This window comes from Streptomyces poonensis (assembly GCF_014650915.1).
GTDB classification, from domain to species: domain Bacteria; phylum Actinomycetota; class Actinomycetes; order Streptomycetales; family Streptomycetaceae; genus Streptomyces; species Streptomyces poonensis.
The window spans coordinates 189,739-213,855 of sequence record NZ_BMVW01000004.1; the positions used below are offsets into that span (position 1 = coordinate 189,739).

Here is a 24,117-nt window from a genome sequence, read left to right on the forward strand (position 1 = left end):
GGACCGTGGTCGCCGGGGCGCCGCCCCGGGAGCCACGGTCCGGGTGGGTGATCGTGACGGTGGACAGGACGGGACCGGACGCGATCGTCCGTCCGGGGCCCATGCCCGCGACGGGCATGGGCCCTCGGCTTTTGCCGTGGTACCCCGGAGCGGTACGGTCATCCGTCAGAAGCACCATAGGGAAGGGCGTCGATGGCCATTGCCAAGGCCGAGCGGCTGATGAATCTGGCGCTGTGTCTGCTCGGGACGCGGCGACCGCTCAGCAAGCGCGAGCTGCGGGAGTCCATCGAGGCCTACCTGGAAGCGGGTTCCGACGACTCCTTCAACCGTATGTTCGAGCGGGACAAGGACGACCTCCGTGAGCTCGGCCTGGTGATCGAGACGGTCGAGAACCTCGACGGCGAGGTCGGCTATCTGGCCCGCCGCGACAGCAACCGCCTCCCGCCGATCACTCTCGACGCCGAGGAGGCCGCGGCCCTCGGCCTCGCCGCCAAGGTCTGGCAGCAGGCCCGCCTCGCCGGTGCCGCCAGCGGCGCCCTGCAGAAGCTGCGGGCGGCCGGGCTGCCCGAGGACGTCGACCCGTACGAGGCCCACGGCGCCCTCGAGCCCCGCATCCCCGTGCACGAGGCCGCCTTCGAGCCGCTGATGCTCGCCTGCCGCGACCGCCGCCCCGTCGTCTTCGACTACCGCAAGGCCACCGCCGCCCGCCCCGAGACCCGTAACGTCGAGCCGTGGGCGCTGGAGTGCTGGCGCGGCCATTGGTACCTGGCCGGCTGGGACCGCGACCGGGGCGCCGAGCGCGTCTTCCGGCTGTCGCGCATCACCGGCAAGGTCAGGTCGCGCAGCGGCAGCTTCACCGCCGAGATCCCCGACGTCGTCACCGTGCGGGAGACCGTCGCGAGCTGGGCGGGGGAGATCGCCAACCGCTCCGCGCGGATCCGGCTGCGCACGGGCGCCGGTTACCCCTTGCGGGCGAAAGCCACCTCCGTACGGGAACTCGGCGACGGCTGGGACGAGTTGGAGATCCCGTACGGGCACGGACTCGATGCCTGGCTGGTGGAGTTCGGGCCCGATGTGGTGGTCCTGGAACCGGCCGAGCTGCGGGCCGACGTGGTGGACCGGCTGCGTGCCGTGGCCAAGGGCTGAGGGGGAGTCAAGCAAGTGGTGGGAAAACCGGCCAGGCCGGCGAACGCCATCGACCAGACCCGGCGGATGCTCTCCCTGGTGACGTATCTGAGGGAGCGCCCCGGCGCCCGCGTCGAGGACGTCGCCCGCGCCTTCGGGATCAGCGAGGACGAGCTGATCTCCGACCTCGATGTGCTGCCCCTGTGCGGGACCAGCTTCCGCGGCGGTGACCTGCTCGACATCGACACCGACGGCGAGCGCATCTGGTGGCACAACCCGGCCGCGCTCGCCGCGGAGGCGGCCGAGCCGCTGCGGCTCGCCGCCGACGAGGCCACCGCGCTGCTGGTGGCCGCGCGTGCCGTGGCCACCCTGCCCGGTCTGCGCGAGGGCGACCGGCAGGCGCTGCTGCGGGCCACCGCCAAGGTCGAGACGGCCGCGGGCGAGGCCGCAGGGGCCAGCTCCCGGCTCTCGGTGACCTTCGAGTCGGAGGGCGGGGTCTTCGCGGACGTCGACCGGGCGATCTCCGAGCGCCGCCGGCTGTGGATCCGCTACTACTCGCCCGCGCGCGACGAGCTCACCGAGCGCGAGATCGACCCGATCCGCCTGGTCAGCGTCGGTCACACCTATGTCGAGGCCTGGTGCCGCCGCTCCGAGGCGCGCCGCACCTTCCGGCTCGACCGGGTCGCCGAGATCAAGATCCTCGACGAGCCGTCCGCGCCGCCCGAGATCGAGCTGCGCGACCTGTCCGAAGCGCTGGTGCAGCCGGCGGCCGAGGATCCGGAGGTCGTCGTCGAGGTCGGCCCCGGCGGGCGCTGGGTCGCCGAGTACTACCCGCACGACAGCGCCGAGGAGCTCCCCGACGGTGGGCTCCGCATCACCCTGCGCACCCCCGACCCCGCATCGCTGCGGCGGCTGGCGCTGCGGCTCGGCCGCGACGGCAGGATCGTCGAGCCCCGGGACCTCGCGGACAGCGCCCGGCAGGCGGCGCGGGAGGCGCTCGCCGCCTATGACGGGCTCGAGGGTGCGTACGACGAGCGGGGCGCGGTGCCGGGTTCGTCCGGCCTGCCGTACGACGCGGTCGCCGGCCCGGCGCACGGCGGGGCGGGCACGGCGGACACGGTGGGATCGGCGGGACCGGCAGGGCCGGTGGGACCGGCGGACGGCAGCGGTGAGCCGCGGTCGTCGTACGACGGGCCGAAGCCGGTGTACGGCACGGCGCGGGCCGTCTCCGCAGCAGCGCCCCCCGCAGTTCAGGACCGGCTGTACGACAGGCAGGAGCAAGGGCTGTGAGCGGGTCGGCGACCTCCGGTGTGCAGGAGAGGGAGATGTCCGTGGCGGTCGCCTTCGCCGGTATGCGGCGGGTGGCCGACGTGGTGTTCAGAGCCGGCTGTCCCGACTGCCGGTCGAGCTTCGAGCTCGGTGCCGGCGCCCTCCGGCTCGCCGTCGGCGCCACCAGCAGGACCACCTTCTACTCCTTCACCTGCCCCGAGTGCGGGGCGGCCGTCCGCAAGCCCGCGGGGGAGCGCATCGTCGAGCTGCTGACCGGCGGCGGGGTGCGTACGCTGCGGCTGCACTCGGCGGGCTAGGCTCGAAGCCATGTTCTGGCCGATGTTCGCGATCGCCCTGGGGTTCCTGGGGCTGGCCGTGCTAGGGGTGCTCGCCGTCCGGGTCTTCGTGGAGGCCCAGCGTCTCGGCAGACAGGTCGCGGACTCCGCGCGCCGTATCAACCGCGCCGCCGAGGAGCTGGAGCGGGCGGCCGTGCACACGGCCCGCGCTGTGGACGGGCTGTGACCCCGTACGGGTTCGTCTGTGAGTTCCGGGCCCCCCGCGCTTCACGGCACTTCGCCCTGTCAACTTCGCGCCAGGGGCAGGTACGCTCGTGGTCGCGGCCCGAAGAACGAGGCGCGGGCCGCAATCCGGAGTATGCAGAGGGATTGCCTTGCGTTTACCCCCGAGCGTTACGATCGCTGCCAGCGCGATCGTCGGACGCTTGTCCGACCGGTCGGACAGCACCCCACTCGACGCCTCTGTGAGAAGGTAAAGACTTATGTTCGGTGGAAAGATCGGCGCTCCCGAGCTCATCCTGCTCCTCGTCGTCATCATTCTGCTGTTCGGCGCGAAGAAGCTTCCGGACATGGCCCGCTCGCTCGGCAAGTCCGCGCGCATCCTCAAGAGCGAGGCCAAGGCGATGAAGTCCGAGAACAAGGACACCACCACCGCCGCCTCCGCCCCGCCGCAGGAGGAGACGCCGGCTCCGCGTACCATCCAGGCCGCGCCTGGTGACGTGACCAGCTCCCGCCCGGTCACCGAGCCGACGGACGCGACCAAGCGCTGACGCAGGGCCGGACTCACCGGCCCGCCGTACGAGATGGGAACGTGGGTTGCTGAAGTCTGCCCGCAAGAAGGAGAAGGATCCCGAAGGGCGGATGCCCCTGGTGGAGCACCTTCGTGAGCTCCGCAACCGGCTCGCGAAGTCGCTGTTGGCCATCGTCGTCGTCACGGTCGTCGCTGCCTTCTTCTACAACGACATCATCAACTTCCTGACCGATCCGGTCCTTGATTCGGTCGGGTGCTCGAAAACCTTCGAGGAACTGGCGAAGGCGGCCGACGACTCACAGCCGTGCGCGCGGATCACCATCAACGGCCTGCTCGGTCCCTTCTCGCTGGCCCTGAAGGTCTCCCTCATGGCCGGTGTCGTGCTGGCCTCGCCGATCTGGCTCTTCCAGCTGTGGGCCTTCATCGCGCCCGGCCTGCACAAGAACGAGAAGAAGTACGCCTACGCGTTCGTCGCCACGGGAGCCCCCCTCTTCCTGGGCGGTGCCTACTTCGCGTACCGGGTGCTGCCCACTACCGCAGAGGTGCTGATCGAGTTCACCCCGTTCGGCGTGGACAACCTGCTGCCGCTGGACGACCTGCTCGACCTCGTCACGCGCATGGTGGTCGTCTTCGGTCTCTCCTTCGAGCTGCCGCTGCTGCTGGTCATGCTCAACTTCACCGGGGTCATCTCCGGCAGGCGCATGCTCGGCTGGTGGCGCGGCATGATCCTGGGCATCACGGTCTTCGCGGCCGTCGCCACCCCCAGCACCGAACCGGTGACCATGCTGGCGCTCGCCGCACCGATCTGGATCCTCTACTTCGGCGCCGTCGCCGTCGCCCTGTTCAACGACCGCCGCAAGGCACGCATCGAGGCCGAGGGCCCCGCCGACGACGAGGCCTCGGAGCTCGACCTCACCCCCGAGGACGTCGGTGACGTGGAGCCCGTCTCCGCGAGCCGTGCGCTGCCCGAGGGAACGGGAACGGCCGGTACGGGAACGGCCAAGGACCGGATCAACGGTTATGACGACGTGACCTGACACACCGCGGACACCTCGTAGGGTCACCCCGTGACCGTGACCGACGAGATCACCTTGTTCGTCAACCCCACCGCGGGACGCGGCCGGGGCGCCCGCGCGGCGCAGCCGGCCGCTTCCGCGTTGCGGGCGGCCGGGTTCTCCGTACGCACCGTCCTCGGGGAGAACGCCGTGGACGCCCTCACACGCGCGCGTGCCGCCGTCGAGGGCGGCACCGGAGCCCTGGTCGCCGTCGGCGGCGACGGCATGGCGAACCTCGCGCTGCAGGCCGTCGCCGGGACCGGTACCCCGCTGGGCCTCGTCGCCGTCGGCACCGGCAACGACTTCGCGCGGGACCTCGGCATCCCGGTCCGCGACCCGGTCGCCGCGGGCCGGATGATCGCCGAGGCGCTGAAGGAGGACCGGCTCAGGGACGTCGACCTGGGGCGCGTGCACGGCATGCGGGAGGACGGCTCGCGGGCGGACGGCTCGCGGGACGGCGGTGCGCGGGCGGACGGCACCTGGTTCGGCACCGTCCTCGCCTCCGGCTTCGACTCCCGGGTCAACGACCGCGGCAACCGGATGCGCTGGCCCGTCGGCCGCTTCCGGTACGACCTGGCGATCGTCGCCGAACTCGCCGCCCTCCGGCCCCTGCCGTTCCGGATCCGGCTCGACGACGGCGAGGTCCGGGAGATCGAGGCCACCCTCGTCGCGGTCGGCAACGGATCGTCGTACGGCGGGGGCATGCGGATCTGTGCGGGCGCGGACCTCCAGGACGGGCTGTTCGACATCACGGTGGTCGGCGACTGCGACCGCAGGACACTGCTGACGGTGTTCCCGAAGGTGTACAGGGGCACGCATCTCGCCCACCCGAAGGTCACCGTGCACCGGGCCGCGCGGATCGAGATCCAGGCCCCCGACGTCACCGGGTACGCCGACGGGGAGCCGCTCGGGCCGCTTCCGCTGACCGCGGAGTGCGTGCGGGGTGCCGTACGGGTCGCACTGTTCTGAACTGCGCGGATCCCGGGTCCGGCGGAGGTGGATCCGGATAATGATCGTCCTGTTGTCGGTGCGGGCCGGTAACCTCGAAAGCACGATGACAGAGGACCTCTCACCGGCCGAGCGGTACGCGGCAGCCCGTAAGCGCGCTGCCGAGCAGGCCACCGCGCTCGGCTCCTTCCGCGAGATGTACGACTTCGGCCTCGACCCCTTCCAGATCGAGGCCTGCAAGGCGCTCGAGGCGGGCAAGGGCGTGCTGGTGGCCGCGCCCACGGGCTCGGGCAAGACGATCGTCGGCGAGTTCGCCGTGCACCTCGCCCTGGGGCAGGGCAAGAAGTGCTTCTACACGACGCCGATCAAGGCGCTGTCGAACCAGAAGTACGCCGACCTGTGCCGCCGCTACGGCGCGGACAAGGTCGGCCTGCTCACCGGCGACAACAGCGTCAACTCCGACGCCCCGGTGGTCGTGATGACCACCGAGGTGCTGCGGAACATGCTGTACGCGGGCTCGCAGACGCTGCGCGGGCTCGGGTACGTGGTCATGGACGAGGTGCACTACCTCTCCGACCGCTTCCGCGGCGCCGTCTGGGAAGAGGTGATCATCCACCTTCCGGAGTCGGTGACGCTGGTGTCGCTGTCGGCGACCGTGTCCAACGCCGAGGAGTTCGGCGACTGGCTCGACACCGTGCGCGGCGACACCGAGGTGATCGTCTCCGAGCACCGGCCCGTGCCGTTGTTCCAGCACGTGCTCGCCGGGCGCCGGATGTACGACCTGTTCGAGGAGGGGGAGGGGCAGCGGAAGGCCGTCAACCCCGACCTGACCCGGATGGCCCGGATGGAGGCCAGCCGGCCGTCGTACCAGGACCGCAGACGCGGCCGCGCCATGCGTGAGGCCGACCGTGAGCGCGAGCGCCGGCAGCGCTCCCGGATCTGGATCCCGAGCCGGCCGGAGGTCATCGAGCGGCTCGACGCGGAGGGCCTGCTGCCCGCCATCACGTTCATCTTCAGCCGCGCCGCGTGCGAGGCCGCCGTCCAGCAGTGCCTGTACGCGGGCCTCCGGCTGAACGACGACGTGGCGCGCGAGGAGGTCCGTGCCCTCGTGGAGCAGCGCACGGCCTCCATCCCGCGCGAGGACCTCCACGTCCTCGGCTACTACGAGTGGCTGGAGGGCCTGGAGCGCGGGATCGCCGCCCACCACGCGGGCATGCTGCCGACGTTCAAGGAAGTCGTCGAGGAGCTGTTCGTGCGCGGCCTGGTCAAGGCCGTGTTCGCCACCGAGACCCTCGCGCTCGGCATCAACATGCCCGCCCGCTCGGTGGTGCTGGAGAAGCTCGTCAAGTGGAACGGCGAGCAGCACGCGGACATCACCCCCGGTGAGTACACCCAGCTCACCGGACGTGCGGGCCGACGCGGCATCGATGTCGAGGGCCACGCGGTCGTGCTGTGGCAGCGGGGTATGAACCCCGAGCACCTGGCCGGCCTCGCGGGCACCCGCACCTACCCGCTGCGTTCCAGTTTCAAGCCGTCGTACAACATGGCGGTGAACCTGGTCGAGCAGTTCGGCCGGCACCGCTCGCGCGAGCTGCTGGAGACGTCGTTCGCGCAGTTCCAGGCGGACAAGTCGGTCGTCGGGATCTCGCGCCAGGTGCAGCGCAACGAGGAGGGCCTGGAGGGCTACAAGGAGTCCATGACCTGCCACCTCGGCGACTTCGAGGAGTACGCGCGGCTGCGCCGCGAACTGAAGGACCGTGAGACGGAGCTGGCCAAGCAGGGCGCGGCGCAGCGGCGCGCGGAGGCCGCCGTGGCGCTGGAGAGGCTCAAGCCGGGCGACGTCATCCACGTCCCGACCGGCAAGTACGCGGGCCTCGCGCTGGTGCTGGACCCCGGGCTGCCCGCCGGCCGTTCCAACGGCCACCGCGGCTTCGACCAGCACGACGGGCCGCGCCCCCTCGTGCTCACCGCCGAACGCCAGGTCAAGCGGCTCGCGTCCATGGACTTCCCGGTGCCCGTCGAGGCGCTGGAGCGGATGCGGATCCCGAAGTCCTTCAACCCGCGCTCGCCGCAGTCGCGCCGGGACCTGGCGTCCGCGCTGCGCACCAAGGCCGGGCACATCCCGGCGGAGCGGCACCGCAAGAAGCGGTCCGCGGCCGCCGACGACCGGGAGATCGCCCGGCTGCGCACCGCGCTGCGCGCCCACCCCTGCCACGGGTGCGACGAACGCGAGGACCACGCCCGCTGGGCCGAGCGGTACCACCGCCTCAAGCGCGACACGGCGCAACTGGAGCGCCGTATCGAGGGCCGGACCAACACCATCGCCCGTACCTTCGACCGCATCGTCAAGCTCCTCACCGAGCTGGACTACCTGCGCGGCGACGAGGTCACCGAGCACGGCAAGCGGCTCGCCCGGCTGTACGGCGAGCTCGACCTGCTCGCCAGCGAGTGCCTGCGCGCGGGCGTGTGGGAGGGGCTCGGCCCGGCCGAGCTCGCCGCGTGCGTGTCGGCGCTGGTGTACGAGTCCCGGGTCGGTGACGACGCGCTCGCGCCGAAGCTGCCCTCGGGCAAGGCGAAGGCGGCGCTCGGCGAGATGGTGCGGATCTGGGGCCGCCTCGACGCCCTGGAGGAGGACTTCCGCATCAACCAGGCGGAGGGCGTCGGCCAGCGCGAGCCCGACCTGGGCTTCGCCTGGGCCGCCTATATGTGGGCCGACGGCACGGGCCTGGACGAGGTGCTGCGCGAGGCGGAGATGCCGGCCGGTGACTTCGTGCGCTGGTGCAAGCAGGTCATCGATGTGCTCGGCCAGGTCGCGGCCGCCGCGCCCGAGGGTTCGACGGTCACCAGGAACGCCCGCAAGGCCGTGGACGGGCTGCTCCGCGGCGTAGTGGCGTACTCGTCGGTGGGCTGAGCGGGCCCTCTCCGGCGCGCCCGCCCGATCTTCATATCGGCTCGGCCCCGTGTCTCTTCGGAGCACGGGGCCGGGCGACTTGTCGACACCTCGTGAGGGCTTCCTCGTGCTTCCTCGCGGGGCTTTCGTATGCCCGTTCGCCGCTACACAGCGTGTGTGATTGAGGGCTGAGTGTGCAAATGGGGCTGAGGGTACTCCGGCCCCTGTGGCGATTTCAGGTGCTTGCTGAATATGACACGCCGATGATCCGGTCGGATTAAGCTCGCCCGCAGCGCACCGAGTTGAGGTGGAATCGTGCGCTTGTTCCCAAAAATACCGAAGATCCAGTTTGGGATCTCACAGACCACAGCACATTCCCCCTGCCCCAGCCGATTCGTCTCAGAAGGCATACATGGTGAGTGTTCAATCGCCTCCCGGCGGCCGTGAACTTCCCTACGCACGCGTGTTGTTGCCACCGGCCATACTGATGGCGGCGGCGACCGGGGCCGCCGCCGCCCTGGTGGCGGGGCCGGCCCGGATCGCCATCGGCTGGTGCGGAGCCGTCGCGACCGTCCTGGTCGTGGCGACCGCCTCCCAAGTGGTGCGCCGCGGCCGCCGGGTCCGGTCCCTGCGCTCCGAACTCGCCCACCGGACCAGCTATCTGGAGCACCGCGTCGCCGCCCACGACCAGGAGTTCCTGCGCCTCGGCAAGGAGATCCTGCCCGCGATGCTGGACCGCCTGCGCAGCGGCGACTCACCGTCCGAGGTGGTCCGCCTCGGCATCGCGGAGAGCCCCGAGTACTGCCACCTGCCCGAGTCGCAGCGCTCGCTGATCCGCATGATCATCGACATCGTCGACCGCGAGGAGGTCCGGCGCGACTCCTCGCAGCGCGCCTTCGTCAACATCGCACGCCGCGTCCAGGCGATCGTCCACCAGCAGAACAAGGAACTGCGCGAGATGGAGGAGGACCACGGGCGCAACCCCGAGGTCTTCGACGACCTGCTGCGCATCGACCACGGCACCGCGCTGATCGGCCGCCTCGCCGACTCCATCGCCGTCCTCGGCGGCGGCCGCCCCGGCCGCCAGTGGCCCAACCCCGTTCCGCTCTACAGCGTGCTGCGCGGCGCGATGTCCCGCATCCTGGAGTACCGCCGCATCGAGCTGCACTCCATCGCCAAGGTCAATGTCAACGGCATGTCCGTCGAGCCGCTCATCCACGCCGCGGCCGAGCTCCTCGACAACGCCACCCGCTACTCGCCGCCCCAGACCAAGGTCCACGTCACCGCCGTCGAGGTGCAGACCGGCATCGCCGTCGAGATCGAGGACGCCGGGGTCAGCCTCAGCGAGGAGGGCCGCGCCAAGTGCGAGGGCATGCTCGCCCGCGCCCAGACCGGCATGGACTTCCAGGACCTCGGCGACAGCCCGCGCCTGGGACTCGCCGTCGTGGGCCGCCTCTGCACCATGTTCAACCTGCAGGTGTCGCTGCGGCAGTCCGCGTACGGCGGTGTCCGCGCCGTACTCGTCGTCCCGCGCGACATGCTCACCGACGAGGGCGCCCCCGGTCTGGCCCACGGCATCGGCATCACCTCCGTGCCGACCATGGACACCGGCGGGGTCGAGGGACCCGACCGCACCGTCAAGAAGCGCCGCCCGACCACCGGTCCGCCCGTCCCGTCCTCGGCCGAGGAACTGACCAGGAGCATGGGCTTCGACGACGACGTCCCCGTCGTCACCGAATGGACCCCCAACGGGCTCCCGCAGCGCCGCAGCCGGGTGCGGACCCCGCTCAGCCAGCGGATGGCCGAGGCCGAGGCCGCGGAGGCGGCCGCGGCCGCAGCCCGGGCCGCCGCGCCCGTATGGGGGGAGAACGATCCGCAGAAGATCGACCCGCCCGGCGCCTGGGTCGAGGCGTTCATGGCCGGCCTGAAGAGCGACCCGGACCCGAACGCGTTCACCAGGGACCCGGACGACCCGTCTTCCCGCACAGGGTTCACCGCGACCGACCAGCCGGCCCCAGCGGAGGCCGACGACGAGAGGGACCTCAAGTGATCCACCAGCGAGCCAACTTCGACTGGATGCTCAAGGATCTCGCCGACGGCGTCCCCGGCATCCAGCAGATCGTGGTGCTCTCCGCCGACGGACTGCGTATCGCGCGCCACGGGGGCGACCCCGACGCCGCCGACCGCGTCGCCGCGGCCTGCGCGGGCCTGCAGAGCCTGGCCGGCGCCGTCGCCGCCGAAATCGATGTCAGCGACGGCCGGATGCGCATGGTGATCATCGAGATCCACGGCGGCTACTTCTATCTGATGGAGGCCGGTCCCAACGCCTATCTCGCGGTCCTCGCCAACGAGATCGCCGAGCCGGGACTGATGAGCGCCCGCATGCGCGACCTCGTCGTACGGATCGGCTCGCATCTGACGAGTCCGCCCCGGCGCAACGGGCAGACCGTATGACTCCTCCGCGACGTCAGAGGCGCTATCCGAAACAGCAGCCTCCCCCATCGCCCCCCGCATCGTCCCCGCTGTCGCCCCTGCCGCCCCTGCCGTCCGAGGCCGACTTCCCGGAGCGCCCTCCGGAAGGCCACGCGCCGGGTCCCACGCCGGGTCCCAAGAAGGACGAGAAGAACCCCGAGCGGCTGTACATCCTCACCGGCTCGGCGGCCGAGGACGGCGGACGGGCCCCCATCGACCTGGTGACGCTGATCGTCGCGCGTGCCGAGGCGCCGCCCTCCGCCGCGCCGGAGCAGTCGGCGCTGCTCAGGATCTGCCACGCCCCTCTGTCCGTGGCCGAGATCTCGGCCTACCTCAACCTGCCGTTCAGCGTGGTGACCGTCCTGCTCACCGACCTGCTGGCGGCCGAACTGGCACAGGCACGCGCTCCGGTGGTGCGGCACGCGCGGGCCGACCGTTCCCTTCTCGAAGCGGTGATGCATGGACTTCAAAGGCTCTGACACCATCCCGGGTCCACGGACCGAGGACCATCTGCCGCACACGGCCGAGACCGCGGTCAAGATCGTGATCGTGGGCGGTTTCGGTGTCGGCAAGACGACCATGGTCGGCTCCGTCAGCGAGATCAGACCGCTGACGACCGAGGAGACCATGACGCAGGCCGGCATCGGCGTCGACGACAACTACGGCTCCGACACCAAGACGGCCACCACCGTCGCCATGGACTTCGGCCGGATCAGCATCACGGACCGTCTGGTTCTGTACCTGTTCGGCACACCCGGCCAGGAGCGCTTCTGGTTCCTCTGGAACGGCCTGTTCGAGGGCGCCCTCGGCGCGGTCGTCCTGCTCGACACCCGCCGGCTGGAGGTCAGCTTCGACGTCATCGGGCGCCTGGAGGAGAAGGGCGTGCCGTTCGTCATCGCCGTCAACTCCTTCCCGGACGCACCGCAGTACCCCGTCGAGGAACTCCGCCAGGCGCTCGACCTGGCCCCCGACGTCCCGATCGTGGCGTGCGACGCGCGGCGCCGGGCCTCCAGCCGGGACGTTCTGATGACCCTGCTGCGCTTCCTGCACGCGCTGGCGACGACGAAGACGCCCGCGTGACCCGACGGCCCCGGCAGCGACGGCTCACGGCATGCCGGGCGCCTCGGTCACACCCCCCGTACCACGGACACCACGCACAGAGCGCGTACCCCACGCACACCGCGCGAGCCGCCGCGCCACACGCCACGCTGCGACGCCGTACGGGGGTACGCGCACCCGAGCCGCGTACGCCCGCCCCCACCCCCCAGCCACCGAATCCCCTTCAGCCTCGGAGCGACCATCGTGACGACTGACCACCCCTTCCCACCCGGCACGGACGATCCCTCGGCACCGCCCCCCGGCTGCCCCGCCCACGGCATCGGCCCCGGGGGACTGCGCCGGCTGTACGGTCCCGAGGCGGAGGACCTGGGTGCCGTGTACGAGAAACTCCGCGCCGAGCACGGTGCCGTGGCCCCCGCCCTGATCCACGACGACGTGCCGGTCTGGGTGGTGCTCGGCCACAGCGAGAACATGCACATGGTGCGCAGCCCCTCGCAGTACTGCCGCGACAGCCGGCTGTGGAACGCCCTCCAGGACGGCACGGTCAAGCCGGACCACCCGATGACGCCGGTCATCACCTGGCAGCCCATCTGCTCCTTCGTCGAGGGCGACGAACACCTGCGGCTGCGCGCCGCGGTCACCGGCGCCATGTCGACCATCGACCACCGCGGCATCCGCCGCTTCATCAACCGCGCGACCCAGCACCTCGTCAACGAGTTCTGCGAGGAGGGCAGAGCCGACCTCGTCAGCCAGTTCGCGGAGCATCTGCCGATGGCGGTGATGTGCGAGATCCTCGGTATGCCCGAGGAGTACGACGAGCGCCTGGTGCAGGCGGCCCGCGACATGCTCAAGGGCACCGAGACCGCGATCGCCAGCAACCAGTACGTCATGGACGCCCTGATGCGGCTGACCGCCCGCCGCCGTGCCGAGCCCAAGGAGGACTTCACCAGTCACCTCGTCAGACACCCGGCGGGCCTCGACGACGAGGAGATCGGCCAGCACCTGCGCGTCGTCCTGATCGCCGCCTACGAGGCCACCGCCAACCTCATCGCCAACGTGCTGCGCATGGTGCTCACCGACCCGCGGTTCCGCGCCCAGCTCAACGGCGGGCAGATGACGGTGCCCGAGGCGGTCGAGCAGTCCCTGTGGGACGAACCGCCGTTCACCGGGATCTTCGCCTACTTCGCCAAGCAGGAGACCGAGCTGGGCGGCCAGCGCATCCGCAAGGGCGACGGGCTGCTGTTCGGTATCGCGCCGGGCAATGTCGACCCGCGCGTCCGCCCCGACCTCCTGGCCAATATGCAGGGCAACCGGTCCCACCTCGCCTTCGGCGGTGGCCCCCACGAGTGCCCGGGCCAGGACATCGGCCGCGCCATCGCCGACGTCGGGGTGGACGCGCTGCTGCTGCGCCTGCCGGACGTTCAGCTGGCCTGCGACGAGCGCGAGCTGACCTGGCGCTCCTCGATCTTCTCCCGGCATCTGGTGAGCCTGCCGGTGAAGTTCGTGCCCAAGCCGGAGCAGGACGTCATGCAGCAGCCCGCCGCCCGGGCGCTGCCGTCGCAGCGCCCGGAGTGGGAGGTGAGCACGCCGCCGCCGGTCGGCCCGCCGCCCGCCGCCCCACCCGCGCAGCCGGCGTCGGCCCCCGTCCGCCGACGCGGTCTGTGGCAGCGTTTCCTGCGCTGGTGGCGCGGCGAGTAGGCGGGACCGGGCCCGCCCCTACCGCGCCCACTCCGCGTACGACGCCCACGCCCCGAGCGCCCGGGTGCTGACGAAACGGTGCTCGCGCCCCGTGACCGGATCGGTGAACCCCAGGGTCCGCGCCAGCAGCTGGAGCGGACGCCGGAAGTCACCGGCCGGCACGGGGCCGGTCACCACCGGATAGAGCGGATCGCCGAGGATCGGTACGCCCAGCGCGCTCATGTGCACCCGCAGCTGGTGCGTCTGCCCGGTGCGGGGCGTGAGCCGGTAGCGTGCCAGCTCGCCGCGGCGCTCCAGCAGCTCGACGCGGCTGACGGCGTTCGGCTCGCCCTCGATCTCGCGGGCCGCCATGACCCCGCGCTCCTTGAGGATCCGGCTGCGTACGGTGCGCGGCAGAACGAGTTCCGGATCGTACGGCGCGACGGCCTCGTACTCCTTCGTCACCAGGCCGTCGCGGAACAGCGTCTGGTACGCGCCGCGCTCCCCGGGCCGGATCGTGAACAGCACCAGGCCGGCCGTCAGCCGGTCCAGCCGGTGCGCGGCGCCGAGCGTCGGCACACCGAGCTCCCGCCGCAGCCGCGCCAGCGCGGTCTCGGTGACATGGCTGCCGCGCGGCGTGGTGGCGAGGAAGTGCGGCTTGTCGGCCACGACGATGTGCTCGTCGCGGTACACGACGTCGAGGGGATACGGCACCCTCTCCTCGTCGGGCAGGTCCCGGTGGAACCACACGAACATGCCCGGCTCGTAGGCCATGTCCCGTGGCACCGGCCGTCCCCCGGCGTCCACGATCCCGCCCGCGTCCAGCATCCCGTCGATCACCCCGGGCCCCGCCGCGAGCCGCTCCACGAGGTGGTCCCGTACGGTCGCCCACGCGCGCTCGGGCGGCAGCCGCAGCCGCACCGGGTCGATCCCCTCGCGCTGTGGCAGGGGAGAGGGCGGGGGCGGAGTGCGGCGTCTCATCAGGCGCAAGCGTACGGAGGGGCGCTCGGCAACAACGCGTGGGCCTTCTCGCCGCTCGCTTGGCAGGATGCGGCCATGCCGTATCTCACCAGCCCCGTCCTGCCCGCCGGAACGTTCGCCGAGCGTCCGCAGCCCGCCCTCCCCACGGGGGACGGACTGATCCTGCGTCCCTGGTCGGTCGAGGACGCGCCCGCCGTCCACGCCGCCTTCCGGGATCCGGTTCTGCGGCAGTGGCACATGCGGGGAGCCGCGTCGGAGGACGAGGTCAGGAGCTGGATAGCGGAGTGGCGCAGTGGCTGGACCGAGGAGCGCGACGCACAGTGGGCCGTGGTCGACGCGGACACCGACCGGCTGAAGGGGCGGGTGGCGCTGCGGGCCATCGAGCTGGCCGACGGCACGGCGGAGGTCGCGTACTGGACCGTGGCCTCGGCCCGCGGACAGGGCGTCGCCGCACGGGCCACGACCGCCCTCGCCCGCTGGGCCCTCGACGAGATCGGCTTCCACCGCCTGGAACTGCTGCACTCCGTGCGCAACGAGGCGTCCTGCCGCGTCGCCGCCAAGACGGGCTTCGCCCTGGAGGGCACCAAGCGCGGCGCCCTGCTGCACGAGGACGGCTGGCACGACATGCATCTGCATGCGCGGGTGCGGGGCGACTGACGGCGGCTCGGCGGGGGCGCCGCCGCCCCCCGTCACGTTCATGACGGGGGCGCCGCCGCCTCCCGTCACGTTCAGGCGGTCGCGGGCGCGTCCTCCTGCTCCGCCTCGATGCGGGCGTTCCACTCCCGCTTCGAGGCCTGCCAGCCGTCCTCGTTGTGCCCGAGCCGCCAGTAGCCGGAGATCGACAGGTCCTCGCGCGGGATCCCGCGCTCCACGCGCAGCAGCCGGCGCAGCTCCTTCACGAAGCCCGCCTCGCCGTGGACGAAGGCGTGCAGCCGGCCCTCGGGCCACTGGAGCGCGCGGACGGCCTCGAGCAGGGCCTCGCCCACCGGGCGGTCGCCGCGGTGCAGCCAGACGACGTCCACGTCGCAGGCGATCTTCTGTTCCTCGTCGGGTCCGGAGACCTCGACGAAGGCGTGGGCCCGCGCCCCGTCGGGGAGGGCCTCCAGCGCCGCGGCGATCGCCGGGAGCGCGCTCTCGTCACCGGCGAGCAGATGCCAGTCGGCGTCCGGGTCCGGCACGTAGGCGCCGCCGGGGCCGAGGAGGTGGATGGTCTCGCCCGGCTGGACGCGCGCGGCCCACGGCCCGGCGAGGCCCTCGTCCCCGTGGACGACGAAGTCCACGGTCAGCTCGTGCAGGTGGGGCTCCCAGGCGCGCACCGTGTACGTCCGTGTCACGGGCCACTGCTCGCGCGGGTACTCGGCGCGGATCCGCTCCATGTCGAAGGGTTCCGGGTAGGTCACGCCGTCGGCGCCGAACAGCAGCTTCACGTAGTGGTCGGTGCAGTCGCGGGTGGAGAACTCCGCCAGACCCTCGCCGCCGAGCACGACGCGCTGCATGTGCGGGCTGAGCCGCTCGGTGCGCACCACCCGCGCACGGTGGGGCTTGGGTGTCCTGCGTGCTGGACGCTCTGTCATGGCGGCCTCCCAATTGCATAGCTAAGGCTTGCCTAACTTAGCACCTTCACCTGTGCCACAGCATGTACGCACTGCCGGTTGTCCCACGTGGCGCCGACTCGTCCCGAACCCTCCTCCGCGCCCGGCTGCGCTCGTTCCGCTTGCGGACCGGGCCACGCCCGCAGTGGCGTGAGTACCACACGAGCGCCGCCGTATCCCTCGCGCGCCCGGTGCTCAGGCCCGCAGTGTGATCAGCAGTCGCTGGAGCGACCCCCCGAGTCCCCACCGCGCGGCGAGCTCCTCCAGCTCGGCCGGGTCGCGCGGCTCGCGCGGCAGCGCCGTGGCCACGTCCGGCAACGGTACGTCCGCGGCGACCCGGACGACCCCGGGCGCGACCGCAACATAAGAGCGCGCCTCGTCGAGTCTCTTGCGCTGGGACGGGGTGAGCCCGGCCGACGGATCGTCGACGGCCGCCATGATCCCGGCCAGGTCACCGAAGCGGTCCAGCAGCTTGGCGGCCGTCTTCTCCCCGATGCCCGGCACTCCGGGCAGCCCGTCGCTCGGGTCGCCGCGCAGCAGCGCCAGATCCGCGTATCCGCTGCCGTCCACCCCGTACTTCTCGCGCAGCACCGCCTCGTCCGTGAGCTGGAGCGTGCCCACACCCTTGAGCGGATACAGGACGCGCACCTCCCGGGCGTCGTCCACCAGCTGGTACAGGTCCCGGTCGCCGGTCACGATGTCCACCGGCCCCCGGGCGTGCGCGGTGAACGTGCCGATCACGTCGTCGGCCTCGTACCCCGCCACGCCCACGCGCGCGATGCCGAGCGCGTCGAGGACCTCCTCGATCACCGGCACCTGCGGCGTCAGCGTGTCCGGGATCTCCTCCGCGTCCGGGCCCGTCTCACGGGCCTCGGCGACGCGGTGCGCCTTGTAGGAGGGGATCGCGTCGACCCGCCACTGGGGCCGCCAGTCCGCGTCCATGCAGGCCACCAGGTGGTCGGGGCGGTGGTCCTTGACCAGGCGGTCGATGAAGTCCAGCAGTCCGCGCACGGCGTTCACCGGCGTGCCGTCCGGGGCCTTCACGGACTCCGGGACGCCGAAGTAGGCGCGGAAGTAGAGGGAGGCGGTGTCGAGGAGCATCAGTCGTCCGGTCACGTCCCGCATCATGCCGCACGGCACCGACAGCGACCCGCGCGCGGCCGGTCGCGGGGCCGGTGAGCCGAATGTGACCCCGGTCACTGTTTCGTTTGACTCGGGCCAAACCGGGGAGGCGCCGCCGCGGAGCGATGCCGGTTGCACGTTCAACTGCCTGCGGCCGTGCGCGCTCCGCGTTTTTGCCCCCGAGACAAGAGGTAAGCGTGTCAGCCAGGCTTGAGGCCGAACATGTCTACAAAGTGTTCGGCAGAGGACCGGAGCAGGCGGTCGAGAGACTGCGAGAGGGAACCGACCGGGAGGAGCTGCGCGCCGACGGCATCACGGCCGCCGTCATCGACGCCTCCTTCACGGTCGAGCCGGGCGAGATCTTCGTGGTCATGGGCTTGTCGGGCTCCGGCAAGTCCACGCTGCTGCGCTTGCTCAACGGTCTGCTGGAGCCGACCGCCGGTCAGGTCCGCTTCGGGGGCGAGGACCTGACCGCACTCAGCGACCGCGGGCTGCGCGAGGTCCGCTCGAAGAAGATCAGCATGGTCTTCCAGCACTTTGCGCTCTTCCCGCACCGCAGCGTCCGGGACAACGCCGCCTACGGCCTGGAAGTGCAGGGCGTGCCCCGCGCCGAGCGCGAGAGCCGCGCCGACGAGGCGCTCGCCCTGTGCGGTCTGGCCGGCTGGGAGAAGTCCTGGCCCGACGAGCTCTCCGGCGGAATGCAGCAGCGGGTCGGCCTGGCCCGCGCGCTCGCCACCGACGCCGACATCCTGCTGATGGACGAGTCCTTCAGCGCGCTCGACCCGCTGATCCGCCGTGACATGCAGGACCAGCTGCTCGAACTGCAGAAGACCCTGAAGAAGACGATCGTCTTCATCACCCACGACCTCAACGAGGCCATGCGGCTGGGCGACCGCATCGCGGTGATGCGCGACGGCCGCATCGTGCAGATCGGCACCGCCGAGGACATCCTCATGCGCCCGGCCAACGACTACGTCGGCTCCTTCACCCAGGACGTCGACCGCTCCCGCGTGCTGACCGCCGGGGCCGTCATGGACCGGGACGTGCGCGGCGACGAGGCCGACTGCGACTGTGCGACCGCGAGCCCCGACATGCCGTTCACCGAGCTGTGCGCCCTCAGCGCCCGCGCGGCGCACCCGGTGGCGGTGCTCGACGACGAGAAGAAGCTCGTCGGCGTCGTCCCGAGACAGCGCCTCGTCGGCTTCCTCGGCGACGAGCAGCACGCCCCCGGCACCTGCGACTCCCCGCGCGCGGAGGACAGCGAGGAGGACGCTTCCGGCGCCTGCGACGCCCCGCGGCGCAAGGGCGGCAAGAAGGTGATGGCCCGTGCCTAGGATCCCGCTCGGTGACTGGGTCGACAGCGCGGTCGACTGGCTGCGCACACACGTGGCCTGGCTGTTCGACTTCTTCAAGACCGTCTTCACCGGCGCCTACGACGGCATAGACGCCGTCCTCCAGGCGCCCGAGCCGCTGCTGCTCGCCGGTATCTTCGCGGTGCTGGCCTTCTGGCTGCGCGGCACGCTGGCCGGTGTCCTCACCTTCGTGGGCTTCGCCTTCATCGACTCCCTCGGACTGTGGGAGGACTCGATGGTGACCCTGTCGCTCCTCCTCGTCGCCACGATCATCGCGCTGGTGATCTCGGTGCCGCTGGGCATCTGGGCGGCCCGCTCCGACCGGGTCAGCGCGGCCGTCCGGCCGGTCCTGGACCTGATGCAGACGCTGCCCGCGATGGTCTACCTCATCCCGGCGCTGCTGTTCTTCGGCACCGGCGCCCCCGCGGGCATCGTGGCCACCCTGGTCTTCGCGCTCGCCCCGGGCGTGCGCATGACCGAGCTGGGCATCCGGCAGGTCGACAAGGAGCTCGTCGAGGCCGCGGAGGCCTTCGGCACCACGCCCCGCAACACCCTGCTGCGTGTCCAGCTGCCGCTGGCGCTGCCCACAGTGATGGCGGGCGTCAACCAGGTGATCATGCTCGGCCTGTCCATGGCCGCGATCGCCGGCATGGTCGGCACCGGCGGCCTCGGCGGCGCCGTCAACCAGGCCATCGGCCAGCTCGATGTCGGCCTCGGCGCCGAGGCGGGCCTCGCCATCGTCATCCTGGCGATCTACCTCGACCGTATGACCGGCGCCCTCGGCACCCAGGTCTCGCCGCTGGGCCGCCGCGCCGCGGCCAAGGCGTACGGCGCCAAGCGCCTCAAGATCTGGTCCTACCGGCTCCGTCCCCAGGTCGCCGCGGTCGGCGTCGTGGTCCTCGCCCTCGTGGCGGGCGGCATGGGCGTCTTCGGCGGCAACGGCGGCTCCGCGCAGGCCGCCGCCGACGGCAAGAACGTCGGCCAGGGCAAGAAGATCTCCATCGGCTACATCCCCTGGGACGAGGGCGTCGCCTCCACCTTCCTGTGGAAAGAGGTCCTCGAACAGCGCGGTTACGAGGTCGAGGCCAAGCAGCTGGACGCGGGCCCGCTCTACACGGCGCTCTCGCAGGGCGACATCGACTTCCAGACCGACGCCTGGCTGCCGACGACCCACGACTCGTACTGGAAGAAGTACGGCGACCGGCTCGACGACCTCGGCGCCTGGTACGACGAGACGACCCTGGAGCTGGCCGTCCCCGCCTACATGGACGGCATCGACTCCCTGGCGGACCTCAAGGGCGAGGCCGGCACCTTCGACGGGAAGATCACCGGCATCGAGGCCAGCGCCGGTGAGATGAAGCTGCTGAAGAGCAAGGTTCTGGGCGAGTACGGCCTGGACGACGAGTACAAGGTCGTCGACAGCTCCACGCCCGCCATGCTGGCCGAGCTCGAACGCGCGTACAGCAAGAAGGAACCGATCGTCGTCACGCTCTGGTCGCCGCACTGGGCGTACAGCGACTACGAGCTGAAGAAGCTGAAGGACCCCAAGGGCGCCTGGGGCGAGGGCGACGCCGTGCACGCGGTGTCCCGCAAGGGCTTCGCCGACGACGACCCCACCGTCGCCAAGTGGCTGAAGGACTTCAAGCTGAGCGAGAAGCAGCTCACCAGCCTGGAGTCCGAGATCAACAAGGCCGGCAAGGGCGGGCAGCAGGAGGCCGTCCGCACCTGGCTGAAGGACCACCCGGGCCTCGTGGACGAGCTGGCTCCGGTCGGGTCCGGCTCGGGCAGCACCCCGGCGGAGGCGGCCCGGCCCCTGAACGTGGCCTGGTTTCCCTGGGACGAGTGCGTCGCCGTCACCCACCTGTGGAAGAACGTCCTGGAGCGGCGCGGCTACACGCTGAACCTCAAGCAGATGGACGTCGGCCCGGTCTACACCGGCCTGGCCTCCGGCGACCTCGACCTCAACTTCGACGCCTGGCTGCCGTACGCCCAGAAGAACTACTGGGAGAAGAGCAAGGACAGCCTCACGGACCTCGGTACCTGGTACGAGCCGACCTCCCTGGAGATCGCCGTGCCCTCGTACGTCAAGGGCGTGAAGTCGCTCGAGGACCTCAAGGGCAAGGCCGGCCTCTTCGACGGGAAGATCATCGGCATCGAGCCGGGCTCCGGTCAGATGAACCTGCTCAGGAACGAGGTCCTGCCGGGCTACGGCCTGGACAAGGAGTACGAGGTCGTCGAGGGTTCCACGCCGGCGATGCTGACCGAGCTCGAGCGCGCCTACGCCAAGAAGGAGCCCGTCGCGGTCGCCCTGTGGTCCCCGCACTGGGCGTACAGCGAGTACGAGCTGACCAAGCTGAAGGACGGCAAGAAGCTCTTCGGTGAGGGCAACACGATCCGCACCGTCTCCAACGAGAAGTTCCCCGAGGCCTACCCCCAGCTCACGGAGTGGATCAAGGGCTTCCGTATGAGCGAGGACGAGCTCGGCAGCCTGGAGGCCGAGATCAAGGACCGGGGGCAGGGCAACGAGGAGAAGGCCGTCGCCGCCTGGCTGGAGAAGCACCCGGACATGGTGGAGCGGATGACTCCGCAGTGACGGGCCGTCCCGCTCGGGGGACCTGAGGGGGCGGGCCGCGGCGCGCGCGAGCATGCGTGCGCCGCGGCCCGCCCCCTCGCGGCATGTACGGGACCGGTGCGCCGTACACGGGCGGCGGAGGACGGCGAGATCGACCGAAAGATTCCGGACAACGCATAGCGCCGTGTTCCGGGGCGGACTTCGGTCCGGGACCATCGGCCGCCGCCCGCACGGGGAACCCGGGGGTGGAACCCGCGTGCGCCTCCTGGCCCGGTCGGCGTCGGCCCGGCGCCCGGGCCCGCCCGGCGGGCGGCCGGAGCACGGCCGGTCCACGTGGCGGGTCGGCCGCGCCGATCCGCTGGCGTGAACCGAAGGGTCGTGACGTACGCAATGTGACGTCGATGTGACGGGCGCATGAAACGGTTTGCCGAACATGCGTAGGGTGCAGAGAACTCATCAGGAGGAGAGCGCCCCGGCGGATCCCGGCGGACCCCGGCAGGGAGGCTCCGGCAGGGGCCAGGGCGCACGGGTGACGGAGCGACGGGCGAAGGAGGGAGCCGGAGCGATGGGCGACCACAAAGAACAGCCCCTTCGGGTGGGCGCCGCCGTGCGGCGGCGGCGCCGGGCGCTGGCACTCACGCTCGCCGTCGTGGCCGAGCGCAGCGGCCTGTCCGTTCCCTTTCTGAGTCAGATCGAGAACGACCGGGCGCGGCCCAGCCGCAGCTCCCTGGAACGGGTGGCCGACGCCCTGCGCACCACCGCCGTGGAGCTCCTCGCGGCGGCCGATCCGGCGTGCAGCGTGGACGTCGTCCGCGCCGAGGGCCCCGAGACGGCCGAGACGGTGCTCGAACCCCGGGTGCGGTCCCTGGTGCGCGGTCACCACCAGATGCACGCCTCGGAGTTCACCGGCGACCATGACACGGGGCACGAGTTCCAGTACCGCAACGACCAGTTGATGTATGTCGCCGACGGTGCGGTGGAGATCGAGGCCGAGGGCCGCGCCTATCGCCTCGGCCGCGGTGACACCCTCTACCTCACCGGCGGGGTGCGGCACCGCTGGCGGGCGACGGTGCCCGACACCCGGCTGCTCGTCGTCGCGGTCGCGGAGCACATCGAGGCGGTGCAGGACCGGCCGCGGCAGTGAGGGACACGGCAGTGAGAGACACGGCAGTGAGAGACGCGCCAGTGAGGGACGCGAGTCAGTGAGGGACGCGGCAGCCGTGCGGGCCGTCTCGCTGGTGCCGTCGCTGACGGAGGCCGTGGCGCTCTCGGTGCCCGGAGCGCTGGTCGCCGCCACCGACTGGTGCGAGCGCCCCGCCGGTCTCGACGTGCCGCGGATCGGCGGCACCAAGAACCCGGACACCGGCCGGATCCTCACGCTGTCCCCGGATCTGGTGATCGCCAACGAGGAGGAGAACCGCGCCGCCGACCTGGCCGCCCTGCGGGAGGCGGGCGTCGAGGTCCTCGTCACCGAGGTGCGCTCCGTCCCGCAGGCGTTCGGCGAGCTGGAGCGGGTGCTGCGGGCGTGCGGAGCCAGGTCACGGCCGCGCTGGCTGGACGAGGCCGAGGAGACCTGGTCCCGGCTTTCCGCCCCCGAGCACCGTACGACGGCCGTCGTGCCGGTCTGGCGCCGCCCCTGGATGGTGCTCGGCCGCGACACCTTCGCCGGGGACGTACTGGCGCGGCTGGGCGTGGACAACCTGTACGCCGCGCACGCGGAGCGCTATCCGCGCGTGCCCGTGGACGAACTGCGGGCCGCCGGCCCCGGGGTCGTGGTGCTGCCGGACGAGCCGTACCGCTTCACGGCGGACGACGGGCCCGAGGCGTTCCCCGGGCTGCGGTGCGCGCTGGTCGACGGCCGTCACCTCACCTGGTACGGGCCGTCGCTGGGCGAGGCACCCATCGTGCTCGGCGCGGCCCTGCGGGCGGCCCGCCAGGGGATTCCACCGCACGGGATGCCACCGCACAGGGCATAAGCTGGCGTTATGAGCAAGGCGGAGGAACGGACGGGAACGGACGCGACGGCGCCGCGGGGCGGACTCGCGCACCGGGTGCCCGATCTCGGGGCGCTGGAACTGCTGCTGGCCGTGGCCCGGCTGGGCTCCCTGGGACGGGCGGCCCAGGAGACGGGGATCAGCCAGCCGGCGGCGAGCAGCCGGATCCGGTCCATGGAACGGCAGCTGGGCGTGGCCCTCGTCGACCGGTCACCGCGCGGCTCACGGCTCACGGACGCCGGCGCGCTGGTCACGGACTGGGCGCGGCGCGTGGTCGAGGCGGCCGAGGCGTTCGACGCGGGCGCGCAGGCCCTGCGGGACTGCCGGGACTCCCGGCTGCGCGTCGCGGCCAGCATGACCATCGCGGAGTACCTGCTGCCGGGCTGGCTCGTCGCGCTGCGCGCGCAGCGCCCCGACACGGCGGTCTCGCTGCACGCGGGCAACTCGGCGGTGGTCGCGGAACGGCTGCTCGCGGACGAGGCGGACCTCGGGTTCGTGGAGGGGCTGAGCGTGCCGTCGGGCCTGGACTCGGCGGTCATCGCCCACGACCGCCTGATCGTGGTGGCGGCACCCGGGCATCCGTGGGCGCGGCGCCGCAGACCGGTGGAGGCGGCGGAACTGGCGGCGACCCCGCTGGTCCTGCGCGAGGAGGGGTCGGGCACCCGGCAGGTCCTCGACGCGGCGCTGGGCGGCCTCGCGCGCCCGCTGATCGAGCTGTCCTCCACCACGGCGGTGAAGGCCGCGGCGGTCAGCGGCGCGGGCCCCGCCGTACTGAGCGAACTGGCCCTCGGCGAGGAGCTCTCGTCCCGCCGCCTGGTGAACGTGCCCGTGGAGGGCGTACGGCTGCGCAGGGCGCTGCGCGCGGTCTGGCCGACGGGCCACCGGCCGACGGGACCGGCGCGGGACCTGCTGTCGCTGACGCGCGGGTAGCGGCGCTCCACGGGTGGCGGGGCCCGCCCCGA

General features: G+C 71.8%; 22 protein-coding genes. 19 read left to right on the forward strand and 3 right to left on the reverse strand.

Translation table 11 applies throughout. The annotated features are described in order from the left end of the window. Positions 1 to 192: 192 nt before the first annotated feature. From IE242_RS13665 to IE242_RS13725, 13 genes are all read left to right on the forward strand, one after another. A complete protein-coding gene (locus tag IE242_RS13665) occupies positions 193 to 1,146 on the forward strand; it encodes a helix-turn-helix transcriptional regulator (RefSeq protein ID WP_189858828.1) in 954 nt (317 codons plus the stop codon). A gap of 15 nt (positions 1,147 to 1,161) precedes the next feature. Beyond that, positions 1,162 to 2,415 carry a helix-turn-helix transcriptional regulator gene (locus tag IE242_RS13670; protein WP_229858910.1) on the forward strand — a complete coding sequence of 418 codons (1,254 nt, stop codon included), beginning with the start codon at positions 1,162 to 1,164 and terminating at the stop codon, positions 2,413 to 2,415. Continuing rightward, on the forward strand, positions 2,412 to 2,711 hold the full coding sequence (locus IE242_RS13675) for a hypothetical protein (RefSeq protein ID WP_189858829.1): 300 nt from the start codon (positions 2,412 to 2,414) through the stop codon (positions 2,709 to 2,711). The genes IE242_RS13670 and IE242_RS13675 overlap by 4 nt, the downstream gene beginning before the upstream one ends. Positions 2,712 to 2,721: 10 nt before the next feature. After that, on the forward strand, positions 2,722 to 2,916 hold the full coding sequence (locus IE242_RS13680) for a hypothetical protein (RefSeq protein WP_189858831.1): 195 nt from the start codon (positions 2,722 to 2,724) through the stop codon (positions 2,914 to 2,916). 256 nt (positions 2,917 to 3,172) lie between these two features. Then, the gene (gene tatA / locus IE242_RS13685; RefSeq protein WP_189858833.1) at positions 3,173 to 3,460 is read left to right on the forward strand and encodes a Sec-independent protein translocase subunit TatA; all 288 of its coding nucleotides are present in this window, start codon (positions 3,173 to 3,175) and stop codon (positions 3,458 to 3,460) included. A gap of 46 nt (positions 3,461 to 3,506) precedes the next feature. Beyond that, positions 3,507 to 4,478, forward strand: a complete 972-nt coding sequence (gene tatC, locus IE242_RS13690) for a twin-arginine translocase subunit TatC (protein WP_189858835.1) — start codon at positions 3,507 to 3,509, stop codon at positions 4,476 to 4,478. A gap of 36 nt (positions 4,479 to 4,514) precedes the next feature. Continuing rightward, a complete protein-coding gene (locus IE242_RS13695) occupies positions 4,515 to 5,465 on the forward strand; it encodes a diacylglycerol kinase (RefSeq protein ID WP_189859252.1) in 951 nt (316 codons plus the stop codon). A gap of 40 nt (positions 5,466 to 5,505) precedes the next feature. Then, on the forward strand, positions 5,506 to 8,355 hold the full coding sequence (locus IE242_RS13700; protein ID WP_189858837.1) for a DEAD/DEAH box helicase: 2,850 nt from the start codon (positions 5,506 to 5,508) through the stop codon (positions 8,353 to 8,355). 391 nt (positions 8,356 to 8,746) lie between these two features. Beyond that, a complete protein-coding gene (locus IE242_RS13705) occupies positions 8,747 to 10,384 on the forward strand; it encodes an ATP-binding protein (protein ID WP_189858839.1) in 1,638 nt (545 codons plus the stop codon). After that, entirely contained in the window at positions 10,381 to 10,788 is a 408-nt protein-coding gene (locus tag IE242_RS13710) for a roadblock/LC7 domain-containing protein (RefSeq protein ID WP_189858841.1), read from the forward strand. Before IE242_RS13705 ends, IE242_RS13710 begins: the two co-directional genes overlap by 4 nt. Further along, positions 10,785 to 11,285, forward strand: a complete 501-nt coding sequence (locus IE242_RS13715) for a DUF742 domain-containing protein (RefSeq protein ID WP_189858843.1) — start codon at positions 10,785 to 10,787, stop codon at positions 11,283 to 11,285. Before IE242_RS13710 ends, IE242_RS13715 begins: the two co-directional genes overlap by 4 nt. Further along, positions 11,266 to 11,886 (forward strand): GTP-binding protein, encoded by a 621-nt coding sequence (locus IE242_RS13720; protein ID WP_189858845.1) that lies wholly within the window; start codon positions 11,266 to 11,268, stop codon positions 11,884 to 11,886. The genes IE242_RS13715 and IE242_RS13720 overlap by 20 nt, the downstream gene beginning before the upstream one ends. A 222-nt stretch (positions 11,887 to 12,108) precedes the next feature. After that, on the forward strand, positions 12,109 to 13,563 hold the full coding sequence (locus tag IE242_RS13725) for a cytochrome P450 (protein ID WP_189858847.1): 1,455 nt from the start codon (positions 12,109 to 12,111) through the stop codon (positions 13,561 to 13,563). An 18-nt stretch (positions 13,564 to 13,581) separates the two neighbouring features. Here IE242_RS13725 and IE242_RS13730 read toward each other — a convergent pair whose 3' ends face one another. Next, positions 13,582 to 14,523 (reverse strand): RluA family pseudouridine synthase, encoded by a 942-nt coding sequence (locus IE242_RS13730; protein WP_189858848.1) that lies wholly within the window; start codon positions 14,521 to 14,523, stop codon positions 13,582 to 13,584. Between the two features lie 75 nt (positions 14,524 to 14,598). On the opposite strand from IE242_RS13730, the gene IE242_RS13735 reads away from it, so the two are divergent. Beyond that, positions 14,599 to 15,180 (forward strand): GNAT family N-acetyltransferase, encoded by a 582-nt coding sequence (locus IE242_RS13735; protein ID WP_189858850.1) that lies wholly within the window; start codon positions 14,599 to 14,601, stop codon positions 15,178 to 15,180. Between the two features lie 71 nt (positions 15,181 to 15,251). On the opposite strand, the gene IE242_RS13740 is transcribed toward IE242_RS13735, so the two are convergent. After that, the gene (locus IE242_RS13740; protein WP_189858852.1) at positions 15,252 to 16,097 is read right to left on the reverse strand and encodes a siderophore-interacting protein; all 846 of its coding nucleotides are present in this window, start codon (positions 16,095 to 16,097) and stop codon (positions 15,252 to 15,254) included. 213 nt (positions 16,098 to 16,310) lie between these two features. Continuing rightward, on the reverse strand, positions 16,311 to 17,240 hold the full coding sequence (locus IE242_RS13745) for a 5'-3' exonuclease (protein WP_229858936.1): 930 nt from the start codon (positions 17,238 to 17,240) through the stop codon (positions 16,311 to 16,313). Between the two features lie 194 nt (positions 17,241 to 17,434). Here IE242_RS13745 and IE242_RS13750 point away from each other — a divergent pair, with 194 nt between their 5' ends. The 5 genes from IE242_RS13750 (at position 17,435) to IE242_RS13770 (ending at position 24,085) form a co-directional block, all read left to right on the forward strand. Continuing rightward, entirely contained in the window at positions 17,435 to 18,571 is a 1,137-nt protein-coding gene (locus tag IE242_RS13750; protein WP_229858914.1) for a quaternary amine ABC transporter ATP-binding protein, read from the forward strand. Next, a complete protein-coding gene (locus IE242_RS13755) occupies positions 18,564 to 21,182 on the forward strand; it encodes an ABC transporter permease/substrate binding protein (protein ID WP_189858858.1) in 2,619 nt (872 codons plus the stop codon). The genes IE242_RS13750 and IE242_RS13755 overlap by 8 nt, the downstream gene beginning before the upstream one ends. 544 nt (positions 21,183 to 21,726) lie before the next feature. Beyond that, entirely contained in the window at positions 21,727 to 22,305 is a 579-nt protein-coding gene (locus IE242_RS13760; protein WP_189858860.1) for a helix-turn-helix domain-containing protein, read from the forward strand. 76 nt (positions 22,306 to 22,381) lie between these two features. Continuing rightward, complete coding sequence (locus IE242_RS13765) at positions 22,382 to 23,137, forward strand: helical backbone metal receptor (RefSeq protein ID WP_189859254.1); 756 nt, start codon at positions 22,382 to 22,384, stop codon at positions 23,135 to 23,137. A gap of 9 nt (positions 23,138 to 23,146) precedes the next feature. Beyond that, entirely contained in the window at positions 23,147 to 24,085 is a 939-nt protein-coding gene (locus tag IE242_RS13770; RefSeq protein WP_189858862.1) for a LysR family transcriptional regulator, read from the forward strand. The last annotated feature ends 32 nt before the right edge of the window (positions 24,086 to 24,117 follow it).